A 25,869-nucleotide genomic window follows, 5' to 3' on the forward strand; every position below is an offset into this window, starting at 1 on the left:
AGCTACGGAAGACGCCGGCGCAGAGGTTAAGACAAAGATTCCCGACGAGAGCGCCGCTGAAGATGAGACCGAACTTCCGCCTCTTCCCGTAGATGTTGCTGATGAAGCTACGGAAGACGCAGGCGCAGAGGTTAAGACAGAGATTCCCGAGGAAAGCGCCGCTGAAGATGATACCGAACTTCCGCCCCTTCCCGTAGATCTTGCCGATGAACCAACCGAAGACGCGGGCGCAGAGCTAAAGACAGAGATCCCTGAGGAAAGCGCCGCTGACGACGATTTTGAAATCCTTGCTGAATTACCGGAAGAACCGCAATCATCCGGCCCTATGTCTTCAATATCTGCAATCACGGATATCTCCCCTGATCCATCAGAAGAAGCGAAAGATGAGGAGGTTCAGGACGGAGTTACTCTTGAAGAGAAGGAATCGCTTCCCCTTTCAAAAGAGGAACATCAAGAGGATGCCATTTCGGAGTCCAAAGATAGCCATAAGTCTGATGGTGAGCAGGCGTCGAAGCCCCCTTCCTCTTGGCGGCAAAAGTTGTATGATCTTAGCTTTAAAACGATTCGTTTCCCGCGAAATGATGCCGATCAAGACAAGTAAGTTTCGGAGGTGTATTGCAGACTTTTCAAGCGCCTATCTTTAAATCACTCCCGACGCTGTGCAGTTTGTGTCACGAAACAGGATAACCATGATTGACTTCAAGGATGAGAATCTATCCCGGTATTTGAATGAGATTTCAAAAATACCTTTACTTTCCGCCTCGGAAGAACTCCGTTTCGCTAAGCAGGCACGCCAAGGAAATGCAACGGCTCGGCGCATCCTGATCATGTCCAATCTGCGCTTGGTCGTAAGTATTGCCAAGAGATATCTGTACTGCGGTCTTCCTCTTTTAGACCTGATCGAGGAAGGCAATATTGGTATTATGAAAGCGGTGGAGCGTTTCGATCCCGACCGAGGATTTAAATTTTCCACCTATGCCACGTGGTGGGTACGGCAGGCAGTCACCCGAGCACTATCCAATCAAGGCAGAACAGTCCGTGTCCCCGTGTACATTACAGACGGCCTTATTAAATACAAACGTATTTATGAAGAGCTCTATGTAAAGACGGGGAAAAAGCCAACGAGCGAAGAAATAGCCGAGGCAATGGGAATTAAACCCAGCGAAGCGAAGCGTCTGGAAATGAATGCCGAGGCCATTTCTGCCTTGGAAAATATCCAATCCACCGATGATGATAGTTTTGTTGTTGTTGCGGACACACAAAAGTCCACGTGGACCAATCAGGCGCAAACCCAATTCGAACGCAATCAGGAAATTGAAACGCTGCTTAACCTCCTGTCAGAAAAAGAAGCATCCATCATACGATACCGTTACGGATTGAAGGACGGTCGGCCCCATACGCTTGAAGAGACGGGCGTGTACTTCGACCTGACCCGAGAACGTATACGCCAGATCGAACGTAATGCCATGAAACGGATGCGTTCTTTTGTAGATAAACATCGAGAAGACTTCACACCGATTTAATATAATGGCTTAGATGCCGTGATATGATCAGTGGAAGATTAGAACGAAGCGATACAAAAAGGAGGGAGTCTAATCATGCCGCCTAAAAAAGATCCTTATACCGGTTCATCTCAACGAGTAATTGGCTTGTATAGTTTATTTCTCTTTTCGAGTCGACCCCATTCGTTGAGCCAGCTCTCTGATTTATTTCACTGTTCCAAGCAAACTGTTTTGCGTATGATTGAACAAATCGACAGGAGCCGAGGCCTTGTCCTTGACACATGGATTGATAATCGTGAACGCATGTATCAAGCCAGAAAGACCCGTCGATTACCGAATATAACCCTTGACATCGACGCGCTCAGCAAACTCTTTCTTTGCCGTGATATGGTTTGGCATATGCTCCCGACTAATTACCGAAAACAAGTGACCGAAGCATTGGAAGGGGCGACCACCTTACTGCCTGATTTTGATGATCAAGAAGATTTAAAAGCCTCTTGGGTCCACACCAAACCCAAAGGAAGAATTAACTATACCGATAAAGAGCCGTTGATTACCCACACCATCCAAGGCATTCAAGAATATCGGTTTTGTGAAATACAGTATAAAGGACCCGGCCACGATAAACCCAAAACTTTTGTTGTTGCCCCTTTTCAAATGATCGTCTTCAACGAAGGTCTTTATTTGCGCTGTTTTCTCCGCAATAAAGAGGGCAAGTTAGACTTTGATAAAGACATGTTTCTCGCTGCTCATCGCATGTATGCCGTTCAACTTTTGGAGGAAAAATTTGAAGCGATTACGGCAGATAAAGATGTACAGCAATTTACCGGAACCTTTGGACTTTATAAGGGCGCCCCTTTTCGTGTGACCGTACGGGTCTATAAAGATGCGGCTATGTATGTGAGTGAACGTGTATGGAGCGAGGATCAAGAGCTGGAATGGTCAGAAGACGGCATGCTTTTGCTGCGCTTCACCGCGACCAGTGAAAAAGAGACAGTCGCCTGGGTCTTGAGTTTTGGAGGGGAAATGGAATTGCTCGAGCCTGCCGCATTACGTAAAACAATAGAATCCCAAACGCAGCGCATTATAGCAACGCACCAATTTTCCGACTAAATCAGACATTCTCTTATAAATTCATTTTGATAACTCCTTTGTATGAGAAAGACAAATTCATGTATTACACCGGTTTTTATGATTCACCTATCGGTAAGCTTACGCTCGCCACGGACGACGATGTACTCGTTGGACTCTGGGTGGAAGGACAAAAATATTACGGGGGTTCTACGCCTGCCATGATTCAAGGCGCGCAGTATGAGGCTGTTTTTAAACCCTTTAAAAAATGGCTGGATCTTTATTTCGTAGGCAAGGAACCGCCTTTAAGCGCCTTGTCTGTCGCGCCCGTTGGCGGGGAATTTCGACAGATCGTTTGGAAATTATTATGTGAAATTCCGTACGGAGAGACCACCACTTACGGAACTCTCGCCAAAAAAACAGCAGCACTGCTCAATAAAAAAAATATGGCAGGTCAGGCTATTGGTAATGCAGTGGGGCATAACCCCATTTCCATTATCATCCCCTGCCATAGGGTTGTTGGGACAACCGGCAGTTTAACGGGTTACGCGAGCGGCATCCGGAGAAAATTGTTCTTGCTCGAATTGGAAGGCGTTGATCTGTCGGGCTTTTTTATACCGGACAAAGGTACAGCCTTATAATTATTTAAGCCCTGACTCAAGACGAATAGCGAAGCTGTGCATCTCATGAACATTTCCTGAAGATACTGAAAAGGCTATTCAATATATGTTGAGAAGATCGCTTCTTTTCCCTTCGCCGCAGCCGTCCTCCGCAAAAGAGATATGCTAAAATAGGCCGAATGATGGGTTTCTCGTTTTCTTTTCCGAAAATAACGGGCATACGTATGTATAGGTTATTCCGCATGCTTAAGTACTTCAATAAAGCCGCACCGCTGATTTCTCTGATGATGGCTATCGGGATCAGCAACGCCCATGCCTTGCCTCAACAGGGGAAATCAACACAAGAGGGGAAGGTCGGTTCGCAGGTGGTTTGGGCAAAACCTTTAGCAGCAAAAGCAATTCGCTGTCTTTTCATACTCCCTGCTGCGACAGTCTGCGACGTGAAGGAAATTGATCTGCGCCTCGATATGACGTATGAGACGGTTTCTCTTTGGGACGCCTTCCACGTAGGCTATGATCCTGCTTTGGTAAGCCATCCGCCCAAAGGAGCAACTGAAGAAGAAGTCCTGTCTCATTTAAAAAGTCTTTTGAGAAAAAAATGGGATGTCATTGTTCTTGCCAACCTAGACACGCGTATCCTGCCTGAATCCTTATTATCTGATATCCTCAACCGTGTCTCGGAAGGCGCCGGTTTGCTCACGGCCTATCTACATGATGGCGTCGAGGATTCTTTAAATAGCGTTTTAGAGAGTCTGGCAATTGATGAGGAAGCGCCCTTGTTGGGAAGCGGAATAGGCGCCTGTGCCTTTCCCGGCAGTGGAGATTTAGACGAAATTGCCACTGTCCGCCGCCATGAAAAAGGGCGGATCGTCCAGCTGGATTATCCCGGTGATGTCCCCGAAAACCACAGCTTGATTCAAAGCCCGGCAGACCCCCATACCCTCGACAGTGTCTTCGAAGATAATGCCTATTCCTTTGCCATTCGTGCCTTATGTCTTGCTGCAGATCGGTTGAATCCTGTCCGCATCGAAAGGGTAGTGGATATTTCGCCTGCCGGCCCCGATGACTTGGAAATACCGCCGGACTTTTATCCTGAATATGTACAGAGCATGCGCGATTCTATTGTTGCTCAGCCCACACGCCCCTTTCGATTGGAGTTGGATCGGCCTGCTGATCGCCAGTATGAAATACAATCGCAATTGCGGAAAGTGGACAGCGCCATTCGCATCCTCTACCAAGATACGGTACCTTTGGCGCGTGGTGAAGATGCGCATCTTTTCGAGATCCCCGCAGGGCTGGGCAGTTGTATGTTGGATGTGTGGCTCAAAACGAAAGGGGGTATTGCAGATTGGTATACGGCGCAGATCGACTTGAACGGCTGGCCTGAATTTACGAATTTGAAACTGGAAAAACATTGGCTGCTGCCCAATGATTCTCTCGAAGTGCGGATGGACGTGCGCCCTGTGGCTAACCAAAACAGAGGCGGCGCGATCTATATTCGTGCCACCGATAATTTTGATCGTGTGACTGCAACAAGCCGCCAACCTTTTTCTCACCACGGCGGCGCTTTATCCTTACGTATACACTTCACGGATTTATTGGCGTCTGTAATAAAACTTGAAGTCTTTGCGCTGGAAAGCGAGAACGTGGCGCCGTCGGAATGGGAACTCAATAACGCCTATCGGGAAGTTCGCTACTTAAGTGTCCGCCGTCACCCTTCCATGACTACTTTGGATTTAATTGCTTCAGTGGATCACATCGGTGAGTATGGGCAGCGTCATTATCTGGATACGCTCGCCCAAAGCGGTGTGTCTGTGATTCATTCGCCCGGCGGGGAAGATGCTGTTGTTGCCGTTGCACGGGCAGGGCTGGAGTTTTTGCCCGCTTTGACGCGTATCGCTTCCAAGCAGGCCCGAGACGGACTTCAACGTGATCCTTGTTTCAATGATCATGGTTACCGCAGCAATATAGATTCGCAGCTCCGTGAAGGAACCCTGAAACACTGGGCAGGAACCATGACCCGTTATTCGCTGGGCAACCGTAATCTGCTCTGTGAATCAGAGGAAAATATTTGTCAATGCGGCCTCTGTTTGGATGCTTTCCAACAAAGTTTACAACAGGAATATGGCGATTTTAACCGGCTAAACTATTCTTGGGGAACACAATTTGGTGATTGGGATTTTTTGGAACTGCCCCTGTCCATGGGACCGGGACAATCCGATGTGATTGCCCCTTGGATCGACTTTCGTGTGTTTATGGATCGTCAGTTTTCATCCTTCCACGGCTGGGCGCGCTCTTTGATCGTAGCGACCGATAAAGAGGCAAGTGTTGGTGCCTCTTTCAATGCAGACGCAACAGCGCGCCATGGATGTCATTGGCCTGACTTGTTCCGGAATTTAGATTTTGTCGCAGCTGATTATACGACGCTGTTTTTAGAAAAGGTCTTGTCTTATGGCAAGGCGAACACCTGGTCCGGCGTCGTACTCAAGGAAGGATACGACACCGACTTGCTGACATGGCTGCCTTGGAGCCTTGCTTTGAATCAGGTGTCTGCCCTTTGGCTCGACAATATATGGAGTGCCGCTTACGGGGATAGCGCCTCTATTCCCTGGTTAAACCCGGACGGCACGCCGAGCCCTGCCCTGACCGTGCTCGGCGAAACAGTGCGTGAGATTCGCGATACAGCCGGGCCCTTGCTCTATTTGGCAAAGCGGGAGAGTCCCAAGATTGGGGTCTATGATAGTCACGGTTCCCGCTTTTTCAGCGAGGTCAATACGGACTATTCTGTCTCCTTAAATGAGGCGCAGGATGCCGTGGCATCCTTATTGCATTTCAACAATCATCTCTTTCATTTCATCGACAAAGCCCGATTGAAACAATTGGCCCCGCAAAGCTATGCCGTTCTTGTGCTGCCTTTGTGCCGTACTTTGGACGAAGAAGAGCGCAGCGCCATTCAATCGTATGTGGAAGGAGGCGGCGCGGTCATAGCGGATGTACTTCCGGGCGTCTATGATGAGCATGGCATTGCCATCGCGGAAAATATAATGGAATTGTTATTCGGCGTGCGCAAAGAAGGGGAGTCTCAGATAAGCCAAGCGGCGCTGATGGTATCTGAGTCAGAATCGTCGGGAGCCATGGATGCCGGCTGGACTTGGATTGACCGTTCCGTCCAAACACAGCAAGGCTTTGCCCTTGCACAGGGCGCAGACGCTCCGGCTTGGATTATTAACCGCCATAAAAATGGCAACTCTCTTTTGCTGAATTATCCATTCCGAAACATACAACAGGAAAAAAGCAAACACTTGGTTCCTGCCGAATGCAAAGCCATGGACAGCTTTATGACCGACCTGTCAACGGTGGCCGCTACGGTGAAAACAAAAGAGGCGGGCTTTCTGGGCAGGGTCTATGCCTATAGCTTTGGAGAATCCAAAATCTATGCGGCTCAAGCTGATATGGACGCGCCCCGTCAACAAATACAGCTGCCTTTCAACGCCTCTGATGTCGTGTACAATGTATTGACAGGCGAGCAAATCCGCCGTCCCCATCATTACCGTTTTAGACTGGAGAGCGGTGAGGTACAGCTCTTTGCCGCCTTAGCCTACAAGGTAGAGACTTTGGTATTGGAGGCTCCCGATGTAGCCGCTGCGGGACAGCGCATACCGATACGCTGTCTTATTAAAGTGCCCAAAGACAAAGGGGGGAAACATGCTTTTCTGTTAGACTTTATGCCGCAAAACAAAAGCCCCTTGCCCTATTACAGGCAGTGTGTTGATTCGGATATCGGATTTGCGGAAATGCAAATTCCCTTGGCACTCAATCAAATTCCCGGCCGATACACCATCCGTGTGCGTGATATGTTGACGGGTATGGTCGCCGAACAAAGTATTAAAATCGCGACACCGGTAAAGTGATGCCCTCTTCATGGATAGGCTGGAGCTTGTTCTGCACCCTCAATTAGTCTTCCGGTCGTTCGCCTGCCGGAGCCATCTTAACCAAAGCCGGCATGAAATATCCTAAGCTTTCTGCAAGATCACGTTGACTCGCCATAACCGCTTCAATGTCTTTATACACGGCAGGAGCTTCATCAATCCCGGCAGACAATAATTTAACCTTTTTTTCTTGCACGTTTTTCATTACATCGCCCCACGATAAGATGCGTTTCGCGCGGCTTCTGCTTAACACACGACCGGCACCGTGGGAAACGCTGTTGAGACTGTCGGGATTTCCCAAGCCCCGCACGATGTATGCCCTGCTCGCCATAGAGCCCGGAATAACACCAAGTACGCCGCGCGCCGCCGGCGTCGCTCCTTTTCTGTGGACAATGACAGAGCGCCCGTCGTGATGTTCTTTCCAAGCGAAATTATGATGATTTTCCACACTTGCCAAAGAAGTCGCGCCCAGATGCCGAAGGATATGGTCATGGATCAATTCGTGGTTTGCCGCTGAATAATCGCCCATTAATTGCATGGCTTGCCAATATTCCTGCGCCTCCCCTTTATCCATGGACATCCAAGCGAGATGCCGCAATTCGGGCGGTAATCCCTTCTGAGCAGATTGAAAGATCTGGCTGTAATGACGGCAGACTTCCGCGCCCGTCCCACGGCTGCCGCTATGGGAGAGGAGCGCTAAATATTCGCCTTCCTTCAGCCCCAGCCCTTCCCGTTCCACTCGCATTGTTCCAAATTCTACAAAATGGTTGCCGCTTCCGCTAGTCCCCAGTTGCGACCATGCCCGGTCTTTCATGCGCCTTAACACGGGTGACACCGACCAATCTTTATCCATCACATCATGGTTGCGTCTCTTGATAAATGTGGCGCCCACCCCAAAGCGTGTTTCTGTTTCAATGGCACGGCGCAGATCTTCACAGCGTTCATCGCGCAGACTTTTAGCGGGCATATCTAAGACGGTAAGTTTCATACGGCAGGCAATATCGACGCCGACGGCGTAGGGGATCACCGCGTTGTCTGTGGCGAGTACGCCGCCTATAGGAAGTCCATAGCCCACGTGGGCATCGGCCATCAGCGCGCCCCGTATAGAGACCGGTAAGGAACAGGCTTGTTCCATCTGGCGTATTGCTTGGGGATCCAAATCACGACCCCATTTGCGGTAGGGCGCTCCACCCGTTGATGACTGGTGACGATTTGTCCCGCCTGCACTTTTCCCCGTGCGGATGAGCAGGGTCGAGAGCGGTGCAAATACAGGATCATCCCGATGTTTTTCGGGATTCCTCAGAGCTCGGTTCAATTTCTTTTTTAATTGCTTGAGCGACAATCCCCGTGCCTGACCGTATTGGATGCAGCTTCGTGCAGTACTCAGTTCTGTTTTGTTGGTCAATCCTAATTTATAAAGTTGTTGGTCATTCATGGATATAAGCGATCAAAGATTGAGATGAGTTCGCGATGGGCTTCGAAAGGGACGAAGGGGCGTTCATGACGGGCGAAAAAACGCAGTTCGTCCACATCGGAATCCGGTTTGATGATACCCGTCCAATGGTGTACAAGGTAGCCCAAGACAAGGATGCTCTTATAGTCGGCATTATGGGCACTGCTGACACCGAGGAGCTGCGCTTTTTCGCCGCAGAGATTTGTTTCCTCCGCCATTTCACGAAAAACGCATTCTTCCCCCGTTTCATGGGCTTCCATAAAGCCGCCGGGAAGTGCCCATGCGCCTCGGCAAGGTTCTACAGCCCGTTTGCCAAAGAGGAGCCGATCTTCCGTATCTCGGATAAAAATACAACAGGCGGGCACGGGATTATCATAATAATGGCGCTGACACGCACTGCAATAGGGGCGTTCTTTTTCACCATCTGAGAAAAAGTTTAACGGACCGCCGCAAGTGTTGCAATAGTTCCACTTAAAATCTTTAGGTTTAAAATCGGTCATGTACACAGTCTAACAGTTTATCGGCTTCTCTCTATTCCAAAAAGAGTTTTTGAGAAAAGGATCATTATCTTAATAAGCCTGCAATCAGGAAGGCCATTTCCAAGGCTTGTGCACCGTTCAACCGCGGATCACAGCGTGTCTCATAACAATTCAGTTGTGCCTCGTCGTGCAGGGAACCGCCGATACATTCGGTTACAGCGGCACCGGTTTGTTCGAAATGTACGCCGCCCAGATTAGAGTTGAGTGACGCATGAATATGAAAACATTGTTCCAGTTCGGAAAAGATATTTTTTACCTGACGCGTCTTTCTGCCGTCAGGAAGAATTTCTGTATTGCCGTGCATGGGATCACAAGACCATAAGACGGGCTGCTTTGCCCGTTGAAGGGCTTTGACCAAGGGCGGAAGCATGGATCCGATATTCTTCGTTCCGAAACGGGTGATCAACGTGATCCGTCCGGGAATGCGTTGGGGATTCAACGTTTTTATGAGCCGCACCAAAGTTGCCCCTTTACTATTCGGTCCAACCTTTATACCAATAGGATTACCGATGCCGCGCAAATATTCGACATGGGCCCCTTTTAAATCGCTGGTTCGATAGCCGATCCACAGGAAATGGGCGCCGAGATTGTAATAACCTTCTGAAGAATCCTTGCGGGTCAGGGCTTCTTCATAGGGAAGTAACAGGGCTTCGTGGGACGTAAAAAAGGAAATGCGCCGCAAGGGTTCATCCGAGTCGAGGGCGCCGATGGTGGTCATGAATCGGATCGCATCGGATATGGCGTCCACAATCTTATCGTAAGCCTGTCTGTTTTTATTGTCTTTGATAAAAGAGAGGTTCCATCGATCGGGATGATGCAGATCGGCATAGCCGCCTTCGATAAGGGCGCGGATATAATTCAGGCTTGCCGTTGCATTATGGTATCCCGTTATCATTCTCGATGGATCCGCTTTTCTCGCTTCAGCCGTCGTTTCATGACTGTTGATGAGATCACCGCGGTATACGGGCAAGGTCTGTCCTGCGATGTCTTCCATATCTTGACTGCGTGGCTTGGCATATTGTCCCGCAATACGGCCAATGCGGATGACAGGTTTACGCATGGCATAGGTAAGCACCATGCTCATTTGAAGTAAGACATAAAGCGTGTCCCTTAAAACATCGGCGCGGCAATCGGAAAAGCATTCTGCGCAATCGCCGCCATGCAAGATGAAGCGATGTCCTAAAGCGGCTTCTTCCAATTCAGCACTCAATTTGTCCACCTCTCCTCGCGTGACAATAGGCGGTTTATTCTGCAGGCTTTCCAAGCATTGAGCGAGTTGGGCGCTGTCTGAATAGTGGGGTTGTTGTGACGCCGGATAGTTGCGCCAAGATCCGGGCTGCCATCTTGAAAGTGCTGGGGTATTGGTCATTGAGGGTGCCTTAAAAACTGCTTTGTATTACATACTAAGGGTAGCATACCATATTGACCGATGATTTTTGGCAGACGAATTTCCTTTATCCTTCTGCGCATCCTGCACCAAAGGATACGCTTTTTAAAGTGGATCGCCGCAGGAAAAGTGTTATCATCATGGGATGATATCTTTGTCTCTATGGGTGACGGGATGATGCCGAAGGTGATTGGAGAATACACGCTGACCCCCAAAAACAGGAGTGATCATGGATAATGTTGGACTGGTTGTTGCAGCGTCAATGCTGCTTGCCTTGCTTATTTTGGTAGCCCGCGAATTGCGAAGGCGCTTAGGCATTTTTCGCTGGTTTTTTATCCCCACCTCCGTCATCGCCGGATTGTTGGGACTGTGTTTAGGACCGCAAGTAGTCGGTCGTCTCTACGAAGAGGGGACCTTGCTCAGTCAAGGTGTTTTCCCGCCCGCCGTCGTCGAAACGTGGCGGCAGATGCCCGGGATATTGATTAATTTTGTATTTGCCGCCATGTTCTTGGGCAAGGCATTGCCGCCGCGCCGCAGCCTTTGGCGCTCAGGAGGGCCGCAAACGCTTTTAGGCTGCGCCATTGCCTTCGGACATTATGCCTTGGGGCTCTTTGCTGTACTGGTCATCCTGCGGCCCTTGACGGGGATAACGCCGCTCAGCGGTATGCTCCTTGAAATTTCTCTCTCCGGCGGACATGGAACCGCTGCGGGGTTGACCGCCGTATTCACGGAATTGGGTTTCCCCGAAGGGCTGGATATGGCCTTAGGCTTGGCGACGATAGGCTTATTGTCAGCGGTCATTTTCGGTACCCTATTTATAAATATTGCCTTACGCAGTGATGCCATAACCATTGCCCGGGAAGAATTTACGAAGGATGAAGAGCGCTACGAACTCTCCGCGCTTCAAGACAATGAAAATATTGAAGTCAAATCTGCTTCAGATACCACTTCTGATCCTTTGACGATTCATTTCGCACTCTTGTAGTTGGCCATGTTGATTGGAGAATTGCTCCGACGCAGCTTGGTTCTTTTTGAACAATATACGTACGGACCCTTCACCGGCAAGATTATGGACTATGTCCCTTTATTTCCCCTTGCCATGATTGGCGGCGCAATCTTACAGATCATTCTTGTGCAAACGGGCAGGGCGCAGCAGGTATCCCGCGAATTGATTAATCGTATTGCCGGTGTGTGTCTGGATTTTATTATTGTTTCTGCACTGGCTACTTTGTCTCTTTCCAGTATCGGAGAAAACTGGATCGCCTTTACAGGTCTTGCCTTGGTCGGTGTCCTCTGGACGATCTTTTGTTTCTGGGTTCTTGCGCCCCGTATGCTGCCCGACCGCTGGTTTGAACGGGGAATCGGTGATTTTGGACAAGGCACCGGCATGGTGGCGAGCGGTCTGCTGCTCATGCGTATGGCAGACCCGCACAACAAAAGCGGCGCCTTTGAAAGCTTTGGCAGCAAACAGCTGCTCTTCGAACCCCTTTTGGGAGGCGGATTGATTACCGCTATTGCCTTACCCCTTTGTGCAAAGCTGGGCGCACCGTTCTTGATGATCTTTTTTTCGATAGCAACGGTTGCCGTTATCGCAGCGGGCAGGATATTTTTCGGTCCCGTCCGAAAAAACAGGTCTGGGATCAGATGAAAGGAAATCATGCCTTCAATTTGGTAGTGTATACCATTGAGATTTGTTGTTTTTCTGTTGTGCTGTATAGTGCCTGGAGGTTATGTAAATGCTAAGTAACCACCTACGGGCACAAGCTGCGTGCCCCATATGCAGGGTCTAAAATGAAGCAAGATACACGCTATAAACACAGGGTTGATCATAGATGAAAGTGCTTATTGCCCCGGACTCGTTTAAAGAATCGTTGGATGCTTTCCGCGTAACTGACGCCTTGGCAAAAGGCTTGCACGAAGGGACAGCTGAAACACCCGAAGTGTACTGTCGACCCCTTGCCGATGGCGGCGACGGACTTATGCAGGTACTCTTGAACGCCTTGGGCGGCACCACGATTACGCGAACTGTCACCGGACCCATGGGCACGCCTGTCAAAGCATCCTTAGGCCTTCTCGATAACGGGGCGACTGCAGTGGTAGAGATGGCGGCGGCAGCAGGGCTTTCTCTTGTTTCTCCCGCAGAGCGCAATCCCTTGGTTGCCACCACGCGGGGCGTGGGCGAGCTCATACGCCATGCACTGGATTTGAAGGTTCGCCGCATTATCGTCGGGTTAGGCGGCAGCGCCACCAATGACGGCGGCGCGGGGATGGCTCAGGCTTTGGGCGTTTCCTTTTTGGATCGTCAGGGAAACTCCTTGCCGCCGGGTGGCGCTGCACTCCAAGATTTGTTTCGCGTCGATTGTACCCAATTAGACGAGCGGCTTCGGTCTGTTGAGTTTATCGGTGCCTGTGACGTAGAGAATCGATTGTGTGGCGACGAAGGGGCTACGGTGATCTATGGCCCGCAAAAAGCTTTGCCTGAGGAGTCCATCCTTCCTCTTGATGCAGCCTTACACCATTACGGCGTCATAGTCGGCGAAGAAATGGGCGCTGATCTTTTATCCATAGCCGGCGGCGGAGCGGCAGGCGGCTTAGGCGCGGGGCTTGTCGCCTTTACCGGCGCAACACTGCGCTCCGGCATCAGCTTGGTATTTGATGCTTACGGTGACATGGAAGAATGTGCGCAAGAGGCGGACATTATTTTTTCCGGTGAAGGCGCCGTGGATGGACAAACCTTACAAGGTAAGGTCGTCGCCGGTGTGGCAGCCCTTGCATCACGCCATAAAAAACCGCTCCTCGTTTTCGCCGGTCGTGTTCGCGGTTCTCTCGAAGCGCTCTATAGCGCCGGCGTGACAGCCGTGCTGCCCATCGCGCCGGGACCCATAAGCGCTGAAGAATCGATGCAAAACGCAGCGCACTATCTCTCCGCCGCAGCCAAAAATATAGGGAGACTTTTTGACGCAATGAAAGGGCGAAGCGTTCATGATTAAAAAGCTCTTACGCTATTGTCACACGCTGCGCTATTTGCGTTTCTCTCAACTCTATTGGCGTCTTTTCTACAGCATCCGTCGTTCCTGTCGCTTCTATCGGCTGCCGAAGACAGCGGATCCGCCGCCGCCTTTTAATCCCGAAACCTTGCGTCGTATCGACCGCTTTTTAAAAGTATGTCATGCTGAAGGACTCCACCAAGAAGTCGCCGTGGACGCCCTCAGAAATCAAGCTCTTTCCTTTCTTGGCATTCCCATGGAATCGCAACACTCCCTTCCGTGGGAAGACAATCAATATCCGAAATTGTGGCGCTATCAATTGAACAGTTTTTCTTTCCTTCGTGATTTTGCCGTTAACGCCGCTAAAGATGATTATCTTGGTGATCGAGATCGTGCACTCCATTGGATCAACGATTGGATCGAACATACCGCGCCCGGCTCCGGCTGCGCTTGGGACGGAGGTCCTTTATCAGACCGCTTACTTAACTGGCCTTTATTGATTGCCGTCTTTAAATTGCAAGAACCGCAGATCCGCAGCGCCTATGCGCGACAACTCCTGTGGCTGGCATCGTGGTTAGAATATGATCTGCGCGCAAATCATTTGTTGAAAAATGCTTGTGCGCTTGCGGCAGCGGGAGAATTGACTGGCCACAAAGAGCTCTTTAAAAAAGGCATGCATCTTCTGGAAGAGCAGCTCAAGGAACAGCTCCATGCTGATGGCGGCCATTTTGAAAATAGCCCGATGTATCATGTACAGGTATTGTGGGATTGTCTGCTTGCTTATGTGTTTTTAGAAGAGAAGCCCGTCTTCTTAAAAGAAGCACTGATTAACATGAGCCGTTTTCTGGAGAAAATTCTTCATCCTGACGGCGACATCCCTCTTTTTGGAGATAGTGTTTTGGGAGCAGGTCCCGCCCCCAAAACCTTGATACGTCTTGTTCATCGTATGCTTGAAACAGACGGTGCCGACTTCCCGGAGAAGGGCGGGGAAGACGTCGATCCCGCCTCAGGCTTTTATATCTTGGATAATCCTGCGGGGGACGACCGCATGATTGTAAAAACAACTGCGCCTTCACCTGACTACCAACCGGGGCATAGCCATTGCGATGTGTTTTCCTATGAACTGAGTTTGGCAGGCTTACGCTGTATTGTTGACAGCGGTGTCCACGGCTACGCGGAAAGTGAGTTGCGCGCTTATTGTCGAAGTACTGCTGCCCACAACACGGCGCAACTGGATGGATACGAACAAGCTGATCTGTGGAAGACCTTTCGCGTTGCGCGCCGCTCCAAGCGGAGCGCCCTCGAATTTCAAACAAATGAAGAAGAGGCGATTCTTTGCGGAACACTCACACATTTTAAGGGACATCAACACGAACGCCGAATTCATTACGACAGAAAAGCAGAGGTATGGACAATTCAGGATTGTGTGGATAATTTTATTGGTGACCAAAGGATGAAAAGCTTTATTCATTTCCATCCGACCTGGACCATTCAGATCGATCAGAATCTTGTCCGTGGTTTTTCCTGTGGTGTTACCATAGAATTGGAACTCTCTTCAGAATCAGGTTCACAGATAGACTGGGTTCTTGAACAAGAATCTTTTTTTTATTGTCCCGAGATGGGTGTTGTTCATGTCTCACCGACCCTCATCCTCAGTGTCCACGGCAAGGCTCCTCTGCGTCTGGCCTATCGTCTTCGTAAGGGCTGACTCAGATTTTGGGCATCTGACAACTTAATGCGGTGGAGGAAAAAGCTATTTGTTCTAAGCTATTCTATGCCCCTCTTTTCTTGCTTTATTTTAATCTCACCGTTGAAATAGCTTTTTTTAAAGAAAATGCATCATTTTAGCCCAACTATTTCAATAAGATATCATTATCATTAAATATCAATGGATTATTCTCACCGTATTAAGTATAATAGAAGTGAATAAAAGTAGCTTTAACCAAAATAGCGAAGATAACGATTGTTAGTCTAGTCCACTAGACTAAAGTCCCGAGAAAGGTAGAACAATGCGCTATTCTTTCCATGATTTACTCTTCATACTGTTCACGGTCTTAGTTTCTTTTTGGGGTTCTGCAGATGTGGCAATACTTGGGGCCGCATCCACTGCAGATGAGGGAAACGCCAATACCTTCAGTTTTAATGTTACGGTGCCGCCGGATACCGAACTCGCCGTTGTAGGTATTTCCAATGCCGGGCATCGGAAAGTAAATTCGGTGACTATGGGCTCTCAGGCCTTTACCACGGGTATCCGATCAACCGACGCCCCCGGTGATGAGCGCGACGGGCGGGCTGAGCTTTGGTATCTTGTGAATCCGCCTGCCGGAGCACAAACCATTTCCGCTGATATGACGGGCGCCTCGAAAAAGAAAGCCATCGGATGCCTCTTTATGTCCGGGGTAAATCTGAGTGCTCTTTCCGGCGCACCCAAGCGAGCGATTCAGGGTCGATCAGGGGATAACACCAATCCCTCTATCAGTTTTTCCAATACAGAAACACCGGCCGGTTCTGTGGTCGTCTCTGTCATAGGCTATGACTCAGAGAATCTCTCAATCCGCGGAAGCGGCTATATCGAACAATGGAATATTAAAGCATCACAATCTTTCGCCGACCATTCCCGGCACGGCTGCAGCACGCTGGCCGGTACGAGTTTGGACACGATCACCGCTGCGTGGGAAACGCCGAAGCCCGGAGCACTCTCTAAAGATTGGGGCATGGTTGCCATGGTCGTCCCCTCCAGTTATTTTGGTATAGCCGCTATTGATCCTGATACGCTAAGCGTCAATGACAATGATCCGAACGACACGCTTGTCGGCACGCTCCACGCTTTAGACAGTGATAATAAACCGCCTTATGTATGGACTTTGATTAATAATGCCGGCGGCCGCTTTAAGCTGAGTCCGAGCAATACGGCGGATGTGCAAGTGCGCATTGCCGATACGACCCTCCTTGACGCGGGACAGCACGCCTCACACACCATCCGCGTCGGCGCGCGAAATGACCAATATCCCGGCGTCTTCGAAAAAGATATTCTCATCGAAGTCGAAGATACAACGGCGCCGAAAATTGGAACGGCTTCCGCGTCCATACCCTTCGGCGTTGCAGGTTCCTTTGTAATCTTTAGTGCTGAAATTTCCGATAACGCGGCCTTGGATGGTCTGCCGACCATGACCCTTGAAGAGGAGCCCCTCGTCTTTTACCAACAAGATGGAGATCTATTCAGCTGGGGATGGAATGTGCCTGTAAATTGGCCGGACGGTCCCATAGCCGTCCGTGTGACGGCGCAGGACACCGCAGGCAACGAAACCTCGAAGACCACAGAAGACTGTATTATTATCGATAATACAAAACCCACTATTTCGGGATTACAGGCGTCTCACAGTTACGCACGGGAAGGGGACATGGTCGTTGTTTCTGTTCACATACAAGATCAATATGGGATAGCTCCCTCTCCAAGTCTTGAGGTCGCCGGTATCGACTGCGGTCTTCCCGATATCAATGGAAATGTATATACGTGGGCTGTAGGCATTAGCTCCGTATTTCCGGAGGGGCCCGTCGATCTTGTCGTGACGGCCGAGGACTTCGCTGCAAACCAGGCGCAAGGTGTGGGAGCCGCTTTCTTGACCATTGACTTTACGCCGCCCATTATTGCAGCGATAAGCTCCAGCCACATGTACGCAAAACTGAATGATACCGTCACCTTTCAGGCGGCGGTAATCGATAATTTCGGATTGAACGCCTTACCGAAAATGTTCCTCAACGGATCCTTGCTCGCCCAGCCCACAGCCGCCGGAAGCAGCTATTATTGGCACTGTCCCATCACCGCCGCTGTGGCACAAGGCTCAGCTACCTTAGAGGTGCAAGCCGTTGATTTGGCAGGAAACCAGTCGTCCTTGATGCCTGCATCAACCCTGCTTATTGTGGATTACACGCAGCCCAGTATCTCTTCATTACAAGTTGCGCCGCAGCGTGCTAAGGGCGGCACCTCACTGACACTGAGCGCTCAGGTCATCGACAACTACGGTCTGCAAACGCCTCCGACCATGCGTATCAATGGCAATTCCATTCCGGAGCCAAGCCATTCGGGATACATCTACACGTGGAAATACGTGGTTCCGACTACGCCGCTCCCGCCCGAAGGTGCCGCTGAAATAACTATTTCTGCCGTTGACTTTGCCGGCAATACGTACAATTACGTGAATACAAATAGCCTTACACTGGATCCCAACCCGCCTGTCTTTAGCAATCCCATCGTTACACCTGCCATGCTGCGCGCCGGACAAACAACCTTGATTGATGTTCCTGTTTACGATATCAGCCCCATTGGCGGCACGCCTGTTCTTTTGGTAAATGGCGTATCAGCTCTCTATGGGGGCTATGATGAACTAGAGGGGTTCAACAAGATGTTGCATTTTTCATTTACTTGCACCAGTGCCACGCTCCAGGGCGATGCCGAGCTAACGTTAACGGCAGCAGACACGCTCGGGAACAGCCGTACAGTATCCTATACGGATTATTTGCTTATCGATAAGACGCCGCCGCTCATTACCAATATTGCGGTCAGCCCCAGTATCAGCCGGGCCGGCGGAACAGTTGCGATCACCTTCGATGCTGAGGATCTCTATACCGAAGTGGAAGCCAATCCCACTGTAATCGTGAACGGTGCCCAGGCAAGCTATTATTCCCGTTTAGGTTCCCACTACACGTATCGGTATACGCTGCGTAATAGCACCCTTGATCCGGACGGATTTGCAACCATCTTCGTTGCATGTCGCGATATATTAGGTAATGCCATTTCACAACAAAATTCCAACAAACTTTTTATTGATAATTCAAAGCCACTCTTATCGAATTTAGTTGTATTCCCCGATAAGGCGAAAGAAGGAACAAAAATAACCATCGGCTTTACGGCTTGGGACGAACATGGTCTGGGCGCTGTGCCTATTGTTAAAGTAAATGGCAACTCCACATTTTTCTCCCGCTCAGAAGGCAGCACCTTTGAGTATAGTTACACCGTACGGCAGACCTATGATGAGGAAGGTTACGCAACGCTTGAGATGCGTGTTGTGGACGCCATTGGAAATGTTCTTCTTAGTGAAAGCACGGGGCTGCTGCTCGTTGATTTTACGGCGCCCACCGGTTCCGTGATCATTAACAATAACGCCGTTTTTACAAGATCTGCTGATGTGCTTCTTTCCGTAAACGGTGCTGATGGAACGTTGGGCAGTGGTGTTCAAGGAATGTCCTTCAGCGATGACGGCGTCAATTGGAGTGCTTGGGTACCCTATGCAGCAACACACCAATGGCAGCTCAAAGGCGGACAAGGCTATAAAACCGTCTATCTCCGACTTAGAGATCAAGTCGGGAACACTACGGTTCATCCCATTTCCGATACCATTGTACTGAAATCCAAAGCACTGACCGTTGACCGTGACGGTTCTCCCGAAGTGAACGGACTGAAAGGGGATGGCATCGTTTTGGAGGTGACGCCGCGCAACGTCTTTGGCTCTGTTCAATCCTATGAATGGTTCAAAGATGGTCAAACTATAGAAGGTTTCGGACCTACCTTGGTAATAAATAATTTTGATGAATTAGACAGCGGTCACTATGTGTGTAAGGTCACCGATGAAATAGAATCTGCAGTATCTCAACCTTTTGTCGTCGGTCTGTCTGAAGAAAACCAAGTGCCTACCCTTTCTTACCTCGGTGTTGGCTTGCTCTGTGCCGTGCTGATCGCTGCCGCTCTGGTCATGTTTAGACGTTCCCGGCCTTTATTGAAGTACTTGTCTTTGGCTGTGCTGCTGGGTTGGGGCTTCTCCGCTGCTGCGGAAGTGGTTGTCGTCTATTCCGCCCGAGCCTCTTCTCCCATGGATCTCAGCGATGACGCTATGGATGCCTTGGCGCGAGAGCAGGGCGCTATTGAAATTTGGACGCGCTTGGAAAATGGCGAATCACGGCGTGAACCGGTTCGTTTTGGAGAACCCGGTGTGGGGCTGCCGGGCTTCACCTCCTATCAGCGCGAAGGTTTCGCCGATGAAATGAATAAAGGTCTTCCCATTACCTTGCAGAAGGACGGCACGGAAGAACTGTATATTCCTTTGTCTGATGAAGCGACGCGTGTATATTCACAAAATATGAATAAAGGATTGGATACGCCTTCCTTTGAAATGAAATTGATTGTAGACGGCGACACGCTTGTCTCTGAAAAACGGTTTGAAACTTTCGAGGGCATGGAGCCACGGCCCCATCGGCTCCGTCTCGATTATCCCGGCGGCGCCATTGTTCAGCTCTTCGACTACACGGATACGCCGCCCACCCCCATGCCGCCCGCATATTTACGGAAGGTTGGAACCGATGATGACGAAAAATCCGATGTCACACCCAAATCGTGGGTCACAGAAGATAAAGACGCGGGCGAAGTGCAAACCCGGGAAGTGCAGTTTGTCGTTCCGCCTCAAGGTCTCGGGAACTTGGGTTTTGATTCCGGTTGGGTGCCCGGCGGAACCGGTCCCGATGCAGGCGGTTTCATTATCCAAGTGCGGATTAATGCACAAGCAGGCTACACCTTTGACGCTGCTGTAAACGGAGCTTTTCATCTGGACAGTGATGATATGCTCGGGCTGGGCGCAGCTGCGGGTAATTGGGGATTTTATTTTGGCGCAGAATTCTTTATGAAAGCCGCCTTCGATATCCCGCCTATTTTAGGATTTGATTTGGATCCCTTTGTTGTAGACATTCCCTATGTGCCCGACTTTAAATTGGTCGCCTCTGATAGGGATAGTTTCAATTCGTGGCTCCTCGATTCTGAATCTGTTGTGCGTGATGGCGGCGGCCGTACCAATGTGGTGAACCTCAATATTCTGTCCTTGCTGCTTTCGCAAGGGGTTCTCCCTGATCTGCCCAGCTGGGTCCCTCTTCCCAAAGTGGGCGTGTCCTTGGATGTAGGCGCTATTGCAGAAGGGCATCTCCGTTGTGATCGAATTGCATTGAGTGACGGACAGCAATACGTACATGAAGGACAGCAACGGAACATTTATGTGCCGCCTTTCGGCTATCAGTCTATCGTGGAGTACCGTGAGGATGCGCATCTGAATCTCGGTGTAAAATTTTATCCTTTTGTCTATTTCTCTTGGGATCTCTATGTCTTTGATTTCGGGTACAAATGGCCCACAGATTTTGATAACCCTGATAATTTACTCGCACGACTGGAGTGGTTGCCCGTTTCGCATACGAGTTTCCCCTTTACCAATGCGGAACTTAATTTTACAGGACAGCCGAGCACCCTGCCTGCCAATGACTGGTTTACAGAGATGTTTACACCCGTGATCCGCACCAATGATATCAGTCACCATCAAATCCGGTTCACGCCCAATCTCTCCAACAATTTTTACAGTGCCTGTTCAGGACCGACCACGGCTTACCGAACTGATCTGACGGGCGGGATACCCGTCTCCTTAGGTGATGATGACTTCGTGAAAATATCGCTGACCGATAACAAGCAAGTGTCGCTTTACGGCGTCAATTATGATTCTTTTTATATTGGCAGCAATGGATACTTGACCTTCAATACAGGTGATACAAGCAATAATATCACTCTGGAAAATCATTTCAACCAACCCCGTATTTCAGGATTGTTCTTGAATTTGGATCCTTCAAAAGGCGGAACCATTTCATACAAACAATTACCCAATCGGATGGTCGTCACCTACGATCATGTCCATCTCGCCAATATCATCACGGAACAAACCGCTAATTTCCAAATTGAAATGTTTTTTGATGGGCGCATTGTCATCACGTGGCTGCAACAGGACACGTACATCGGGCTTATCGGTCTATCCCGAGGCAGCGGTGTGCCGCAACTTTTCAAAAACAGCGATTTCACCCAATACCCGGGATGCCTTACCGAGATCGCTCCTGAATACGGTATCCGCGTTAATTTTGAACCGCCCGAAGTATTGCCCTATGGACCGAGGTGGCGTGTTGGATCCGGTGAATGGAGGAGTACGGGAACCTATACCTCCGTTCCCTTAGGCGCAAGCGCAGTCTATTTTAACTACATCTCTTTATACTGGGATGCGCCCGTGACTATCATCACCCAACAGATGACTCCGGATGTATTTGTCGACTTAACCCCTGTATGGAAACGTGCCACAGGCCGGGTGAATGTTTCTCCCCAACCTGCCACCGCGTCGTGGGTGGTCACCGATGAGGACGGCGGCGTTTATACAGGAACGGGTCCGTCTTCAATTAAGGATGTTCCCACCGGGATGGTTTCCATTGAATGGCTGCCCTTGAGTACCTATGAAACGCCCTCGCCCAATATGCAGCAGGCACTGTTATACGGCAACATGGTTGTCGACTTTACAGCAAATTATGCGCCCATCATTGGGGAAGGAACCGCTTCATTACTGGTCAGCATCTTGCCGCAGAAAGCCAAAGAGGCGGGGGCGCAATGGCGTGCCAATGAGGGGCCGTGGATTAACAGCGATGTCATCGCGCCCGTACCCGATGGCGATATAACCATTGAGTTTAAAGAGCTGCCCGGCTGGACACAACCCACGCCGATCAATATCTTTCTTAATCGTGATACCAGCAGTGTGTTCACCAGAGCCTACGCACGGCACACGGGAAGAATACGAATTGTCACTGAACCTCCCAATGCCCCGTGGTACTTCATCGATGGTGATGGAATACAGCATGTAGGATCGGGAGAGCGGGTTTTCTACGAGGTGCCCACCGGCAACGCCCTTCGGGTTAGTTGGGCGCCTGTACCGACCTATTCAGTGCCTGTACCGAATCCCACCGTATTTTCATTGGCGCAAAACGAAGGCAAACGTATAGTCGGCGCTTATATACCTATAACGGGAATTGGTGAAGGCGTTGTATCCGTCAACCTCCATCCTCCGGCGGCTATAGATGACGGCGCAAGATGGCGGCTCTTTGGCGATGAGTGGCGCGTCAGCGGAGGCATGGTTGCCGTGACCGACGGTGAACAGACGATTCTCTTTGAGGATATCCCCGGCTGGATCACACCGGAGCCTATGACGGTGAACGTGGTTCGCGATATTACCAATACCTTCGACGCCGAGTATGTACGGATTACAGGTACCGTAGAGGTTGAAGTGACGCCTGCCAATGCCTCATGGACGCTGACAGACGCCGACGAAGGCATCCACACTTACATGGGCAATGCGGTTATCGAGAATGTGCCGGCAGGTGAACTCTCCATCTACTGGGAGGACTTGGATAACTATGAAGCGCCTCAGCCGAATCCTGCCGTTTATGTCCTGGAAGCTGACGAAACCTTGAAGCTTTCCGGGAGCTACACGGAATCTATATTAACCGTTGACTTCAACGCCTTCCCCTTATACGGACCGCCGCCCTTAGAGGTTTCCTTCCAAGATTTGAGTCATTCTACGACCAAGGACATTGTCGAGTGGCGCTGGTATTTTGGAGACGGAAAAGTCAGTACGGAACGGAATCCTACCCATGTCTACCGTGATGTTGGCACCTATACGGTGACCTTGACAGCGGTAACCTTCGACAAGATGGATATGATTTCCAAAAAACAATTGGTTTCCGTGACTGCCGGCGTTCCGGCAAGCGGCGTCTTTAGTTTGACCCTTGCCGCGGTCGTAGTTGCCGTGGCAGGTATGTTCTTGCTTCGGAGAAAAGGACACGCATAAAGCTTAACTGAGAATCGTGAGGCAGCGGGATATTCTTCCGCTGCCTTTTCTTTTTCAACAGTTCCTTCCGTGTTCACGGCACCGCTGTGGTAAAATACAATTTTAACAAACGGGATTTCCCCCAAAGGTTAATAGGATTACGCGGAGGAGAACAATAGTCCGCTGTGACATAGAGACACGGCGCCCAAAACCTAACGTAAAAGAATGTCTATACCTGAGTTGAAGAGGGGATATCTTTTGATGTTTATTGGGCTCCCTAAAATCACGCTCTTTGGAATAAATGCTTAGGAATTGTGCAACTGTGAACTATTTTGACGATTGGACGCAGGTCTTGTCCTGCCTTGATACACCCCTTTGTGTGATCCGTGAAACGACAGGGCTCCGTTATGCAGCCATCGATACGAAGCGCGACACAGTGCCCTATGAAAATGTACTCGCCTTCGTGCCCGCCTCTCTTCCCGGATTCTTGGGTGATCCAAGTTTTTGCCGAGATTTTAAGCTCCGCTACCCTTGCTACGCCGGAAGTATGGCACATGGCATCGCCTCAGAAGCCTTGGTCGTTGCCATGGCGGAAGCGGGTATGCTGGGATTTTTTGGCGCAGCAGGCATGTCCGTGGATTCCCTGAAACCGATTATTGAAAGGCTTAAGCAACGTCTGCCCCATCAAAGCTTTGGCATCAATTTGCTGAACAACCCCGGTGATTCCACCTGGGAAACGCAAGTCATTGATCTCCTTTTAGAGCAAGAGATTCATATCATTGAGGCGTCCGCCTATTTAATGCCGTCCCTGGCTTTGGTAAAGTTTCGGTTGAAAGGCGTTTTTCAAGATCGAGACGGACAGATCTGTGTGCCCAATCGTATCATCGCCAAATTATCGAGAACCGAAGTGGGACGGCGTATGTTTGCGCCGCCGCCGCAAAAACTCGTGGATCGTTTATTAAAAAGCGGGGAGATCACGGCGCAAGAGGCGCATCTCGCTTCTTTCATTCCCCTAGCTCAAGATATCACCGCAGAGGCTGATTCCGGCGGACACACCGATCACCGATCTGCATTAGCACTGCTGCCGTCTATGCTCAAGATTGCCGCCGAGATGGAAGAAGAACACCAATACTCCTTCCCCTTAAGAGTCGGGCTGGGCGGCGGTATAGGAACACCCGCTGCCGCTGCAGCGGCTTTCGCCATGGGCGCAGCGTACATCGTCACAGGCTCAGTCAACCAGGCCTGTTTAGAATCGGGCAGCTCGCCCCAAGTACGTGAACTTTTGGCACAGGTAACACAAAGCGATGTGACAGATGCGCCTGCTGCGGATATGTTTGAGATGGGCGTAAAGGTGCAGGTGTTAAAAAAAGGGACTCGTTTCGCAGAACGGGCGTCGCGCTTATACGAACTGTACCGCAGCCACAACAGCATTGAGGAAATACCGGACGAGGATCGTTTAAAAATAGAAGACATCATTTTTAATAAATCCTTAGAAGCCGTTTGGGAAGATACACAAGCATTTTTTGAACCGCGAAATCCCCTTCAATTGGAGCGTGCCGCTAAAAATCCAAAATATAAAATGGCCTTAATTTTTCGATGGTACCTCGGTTCCGCATCCCATTGGGCAAATCAAGGAACACCGGGGCGCGAAGAAGATTATCAAATTTGGTGCGGGCCTGCCATGGGCGCTTTTAATGATTGGGCACGAGGCTCGTTTTTGGAAGAGCCGAACCGTCGCAGTGCGCCCCTGGTTGCCTTGAATTTCCTTTATGGCGCCGCACTGCTGCAGCGTGTCCAAAATCTCAGAGCACAGGGGATTCCGATCAACGTGCCCCCACTTTTTCCGCCGCCGCAAGAACAATTTGCCCAATACAACGACCCAACGGAGAAAACGAAGGATGCCCTTCACTAAAAAAAATATTGTTATCCTATTGGTTTTGGGGCTTGTGATTGCTTTGGATCACATCACCAAAGGCATCGCCATCTATTACCTTAAGGACACCGGGCAGGTTTATTCTTTTTGGGGTGATTTATTCCGCCTTCAATATGCGGAAAATAGCGGCGCTTTTTTAAGTCTCGGCGCAAATTTACCGGAGGCACTGCGTTCCATGATCATGACCGGGTTGAACGCTGTTATTCTAGCCGCTCTTCTGCTTTACCTTATCTTAAGAAAAAAAATCAGCCTTTTATTGCTGTATGGTTTAAGCATGATTGTAGCCGGCGGCTTGGGAAATCTTATTGACAGAGTCGTGCGGGGGGGGCATGTGGTCGATTTTATGAATATGGGAATCACCACCAATACCTTTATGCTGCGGACGGGCATATTTAATGTGGCAGATCTAGCAATTATGGCAGGGCTTTTTCTAGTTGTACTCAATGAAGTGTTAGAGATTCGCCAAAAGAAAAAGACTGCTTTAAAAGAGGTGCAACAAAAGAAATAGGGTAGAGTATGAAATGGTGTCGACCAAAAAGAGAGGCCTGACACGAGTTTTCGCACCAGGCCTCCGCGGAAGGAGAAACGCCATATATGGCACTGACCGTTTATAGTATACCACTTTTTGATCAAATTCACAAGTAAAATTTTACCCCGGCGGATTCAAGGTTGAAATGCAACCGGTGCAAAAAAAGAGGACATCACAGAGATCTTCGGTACAATAGTTCTGTTGAAACACCCGAAGGAGTCCATAATGTCCCACCACCATTTTACACGAGATGA

15 protein-coding genes are annotated in these 25,869 nt (G+C 49.8%); 12 read left to right on the forward strand and 3 right to left on the reverse strand.

Going from position 1 to position 25,869, the window contains the following annotated elements:
- The 5 genes from GX117_07470 to GX117_07490 all read left to right on the forward strand — a co-directional run.
- On the forward strand, positions 1 to 601 hold a 601-nt coding region (locus GX117_07470; GenBank protein NLO33178.1), incomplete at its 5' end, for a hypothetical protein.
- Between the two features lie 88 nt (positions 602 to 689).
- On the forward strand, positions 690 to 1,523 hold the full coding sequence (locus tag GX117_07475) for an RNA polymerase sigma factor RpoD/SigA (protein ID NLO33179.1): 834 nt from the start codon (positions 690 to 692) through the stop codon (positions 1,521 to 1,523).
- A gap of 75 nt (positions 1,524 to 1,598) precedes the next feature.
- Entirely contained in the window at positions 1,599 to 2,615 is a 1,017-nt protein-coding gene (locus GX117_07480; GenBank protein NLO33180.1) for a WYL domain-containing protein, read from the forward strand.
- Positions 2,616 to 2,674: 59 nt separating this feature from the next.
- Positions 2,675 to 3,214 carry a methylated-DNA--[protein]-cysteine S-methyltransferase gene (locus tag GX117_07485; GenBank protein NLO33181.1) on the forward strand — a complete coding sequence of 180 codons (540 nt, stop codon included), beginning with the start codon at positions 2,675 to 2,677 and terminating at the stop codon, positions 3,212 to 3,214.
- Positions 3,215 to 3,435: 221 nt separating this feature from the next.
- Positions 3,436 to 7,104, forward strand: a complete 3,669-nt coding sequence (locus GX117_07490) for a hypothetical protein (protein NLO33182.1) — start codon at positions 3,436 to 3,438, stop codon at positions 7,102 to 7,104.
- A 43-nt stretch (positions 7,105 to 7,147) separates the two neighbouring features.
- Here GX117_07490 and GX117_07495 read toward each other — a convergent pair whose 3' ends face one another.
- The 3 genes from GX117_07495 to GX117_07505 form a co-directional block, all read right to left on the reverse strand.
- Positions 7,148 to 8,557, reverse strand: a complete 1,410-nt coding sequence (locus tag GX117_07495; GenBank protein NLO33183.1) for an RtcB family protein — start codon at positions 8,555 to 8,557, stop codon at positions 7,148 to 7,150.
- A complete protein-coding gene (locus tag GX117_07500) occupies positions 8,554 to 9,075 on the reverse strand; it encodes an NUDIX hydrolase (protein NLO33184.1) in 522 nt (173 codons plus the stop codon). The genes GX117_07495 and GX117_07500 overlap by 4 nt, the downstream gene beginning before the upstream one ends.
- A gap of 64 nt (positions 9,076 to 9,139) precedes the next feature.
- A complete protein-coding gene (locus GX117_07505) occupies positions 9,140 to 10,483 on the reverse strand; it encodes a 3-deoxy-7-phosphoheptulonate synthase (protein NLO33185.1) in 1,344 nt (447 codons plus the stop codon).
- A 247-nt stretch (positions 10,484 to 10,730) separates the two neighbouring features.
- On the opposite strand from GX117_07505, the gene GX117_07510 reads away from it, so the two are divergent.
- From GX117_07510 to lspA, 7 genes are all read left to right on the forward strand, one after another.
- Positions 10,731 to 11,486, forward strand: a complete 756-nt coding sequence (locus tag GX117_07510) for a hypothetical protein (protein NLO33186.1) — start codon at positions 10,731 to 10,733, stop codon at positions 11,484 to 11,486.
- 6 nt (positions 11,487 to 11,492) lie between these two features.
- Positions 11,493 to 12,149 (forward strand): hypothetical protein, encoded by a 657-nt coding sequence (locus GX117_07515; protein NLO33187.1) that lies wholly within the window; start codon positions 11,493 to 11,495, stop codon positions 12,147 to 12,149.
- 184 nt (positions 12,150 to 12,333) lie between these two features.
- On the forward strand, positions 12,334 to 13,491 hold the full coding sequence (locus tag GX117_07520) for a glycerate kinase (protein ID NLO33188.1): 1,158 nt from the start codon (positions 12,334 to 12,336) through the stop codon (positions 13,489 to 13,491).
- A complete protein-coding gene (locus tag GX117_07525) occupies positions 13,484 to 15,196 on the forward strand; it encodes a hypothetical protein (GenBank protein NLO33189.1) in 1,713 nt (570 codons plus the stop codon). Before GX117_07520 ends, GX117_07525 begins: the two co-directional genes overlap by 8 nt.
- A gap of 301 nt (positions 15,197 to 15,497) precedes the next feature.
- Positions 15,498 to 23,174, forward strand: coding sequence for a PKD domain-containing protein (locus tag GX117_07530; protein ID NLO33190.1), 7,677 nt, complete (start codon positions 15,498 to 15,500; stop codon positions 23,172 to 23,174).
- A gap of 301 nt (positions 23,175 to 23,475) precedes the next feature.
- The gene (locus tag GX117_07535; protein ID NLO33191.1) at positions 23,476 to 25,065 is read left to right on the forward strand and encodes a PfaD family polyunsaturated fatty acid/polyketide biosynthesis protein; all 1,590 of its coding nucleotides are present in this window, start codon (positions 23,476 to 23,478) and stop codon (positions 25,063 to 25,065) included.
- Entirely contained in the window at positions 25,052 to 25,594 is a 543-nt protein-coding gene (lspA, locus tag GX117_07540) for a signal peptidase II (protein NLO33192.1), read from the forward strand. The genes GX117_07535 and lspA overlap by 14 nt, the downstream gene beginning before the upstream one ends.
- The last annotated feature ends 275 nt before the right edge of the window (positions 25,595 to 25,869 follow it).

The organism is Candidatus Hydrogenedentota bacterium (genome assembly GCA_012523015.1).
Taxonomy (GTDB): domain Bacteria; phylum Hydrogenedentota; class Hydrogenedentia; order Hydrogenedentales; family CAITNO01; genus JAAYBJ01.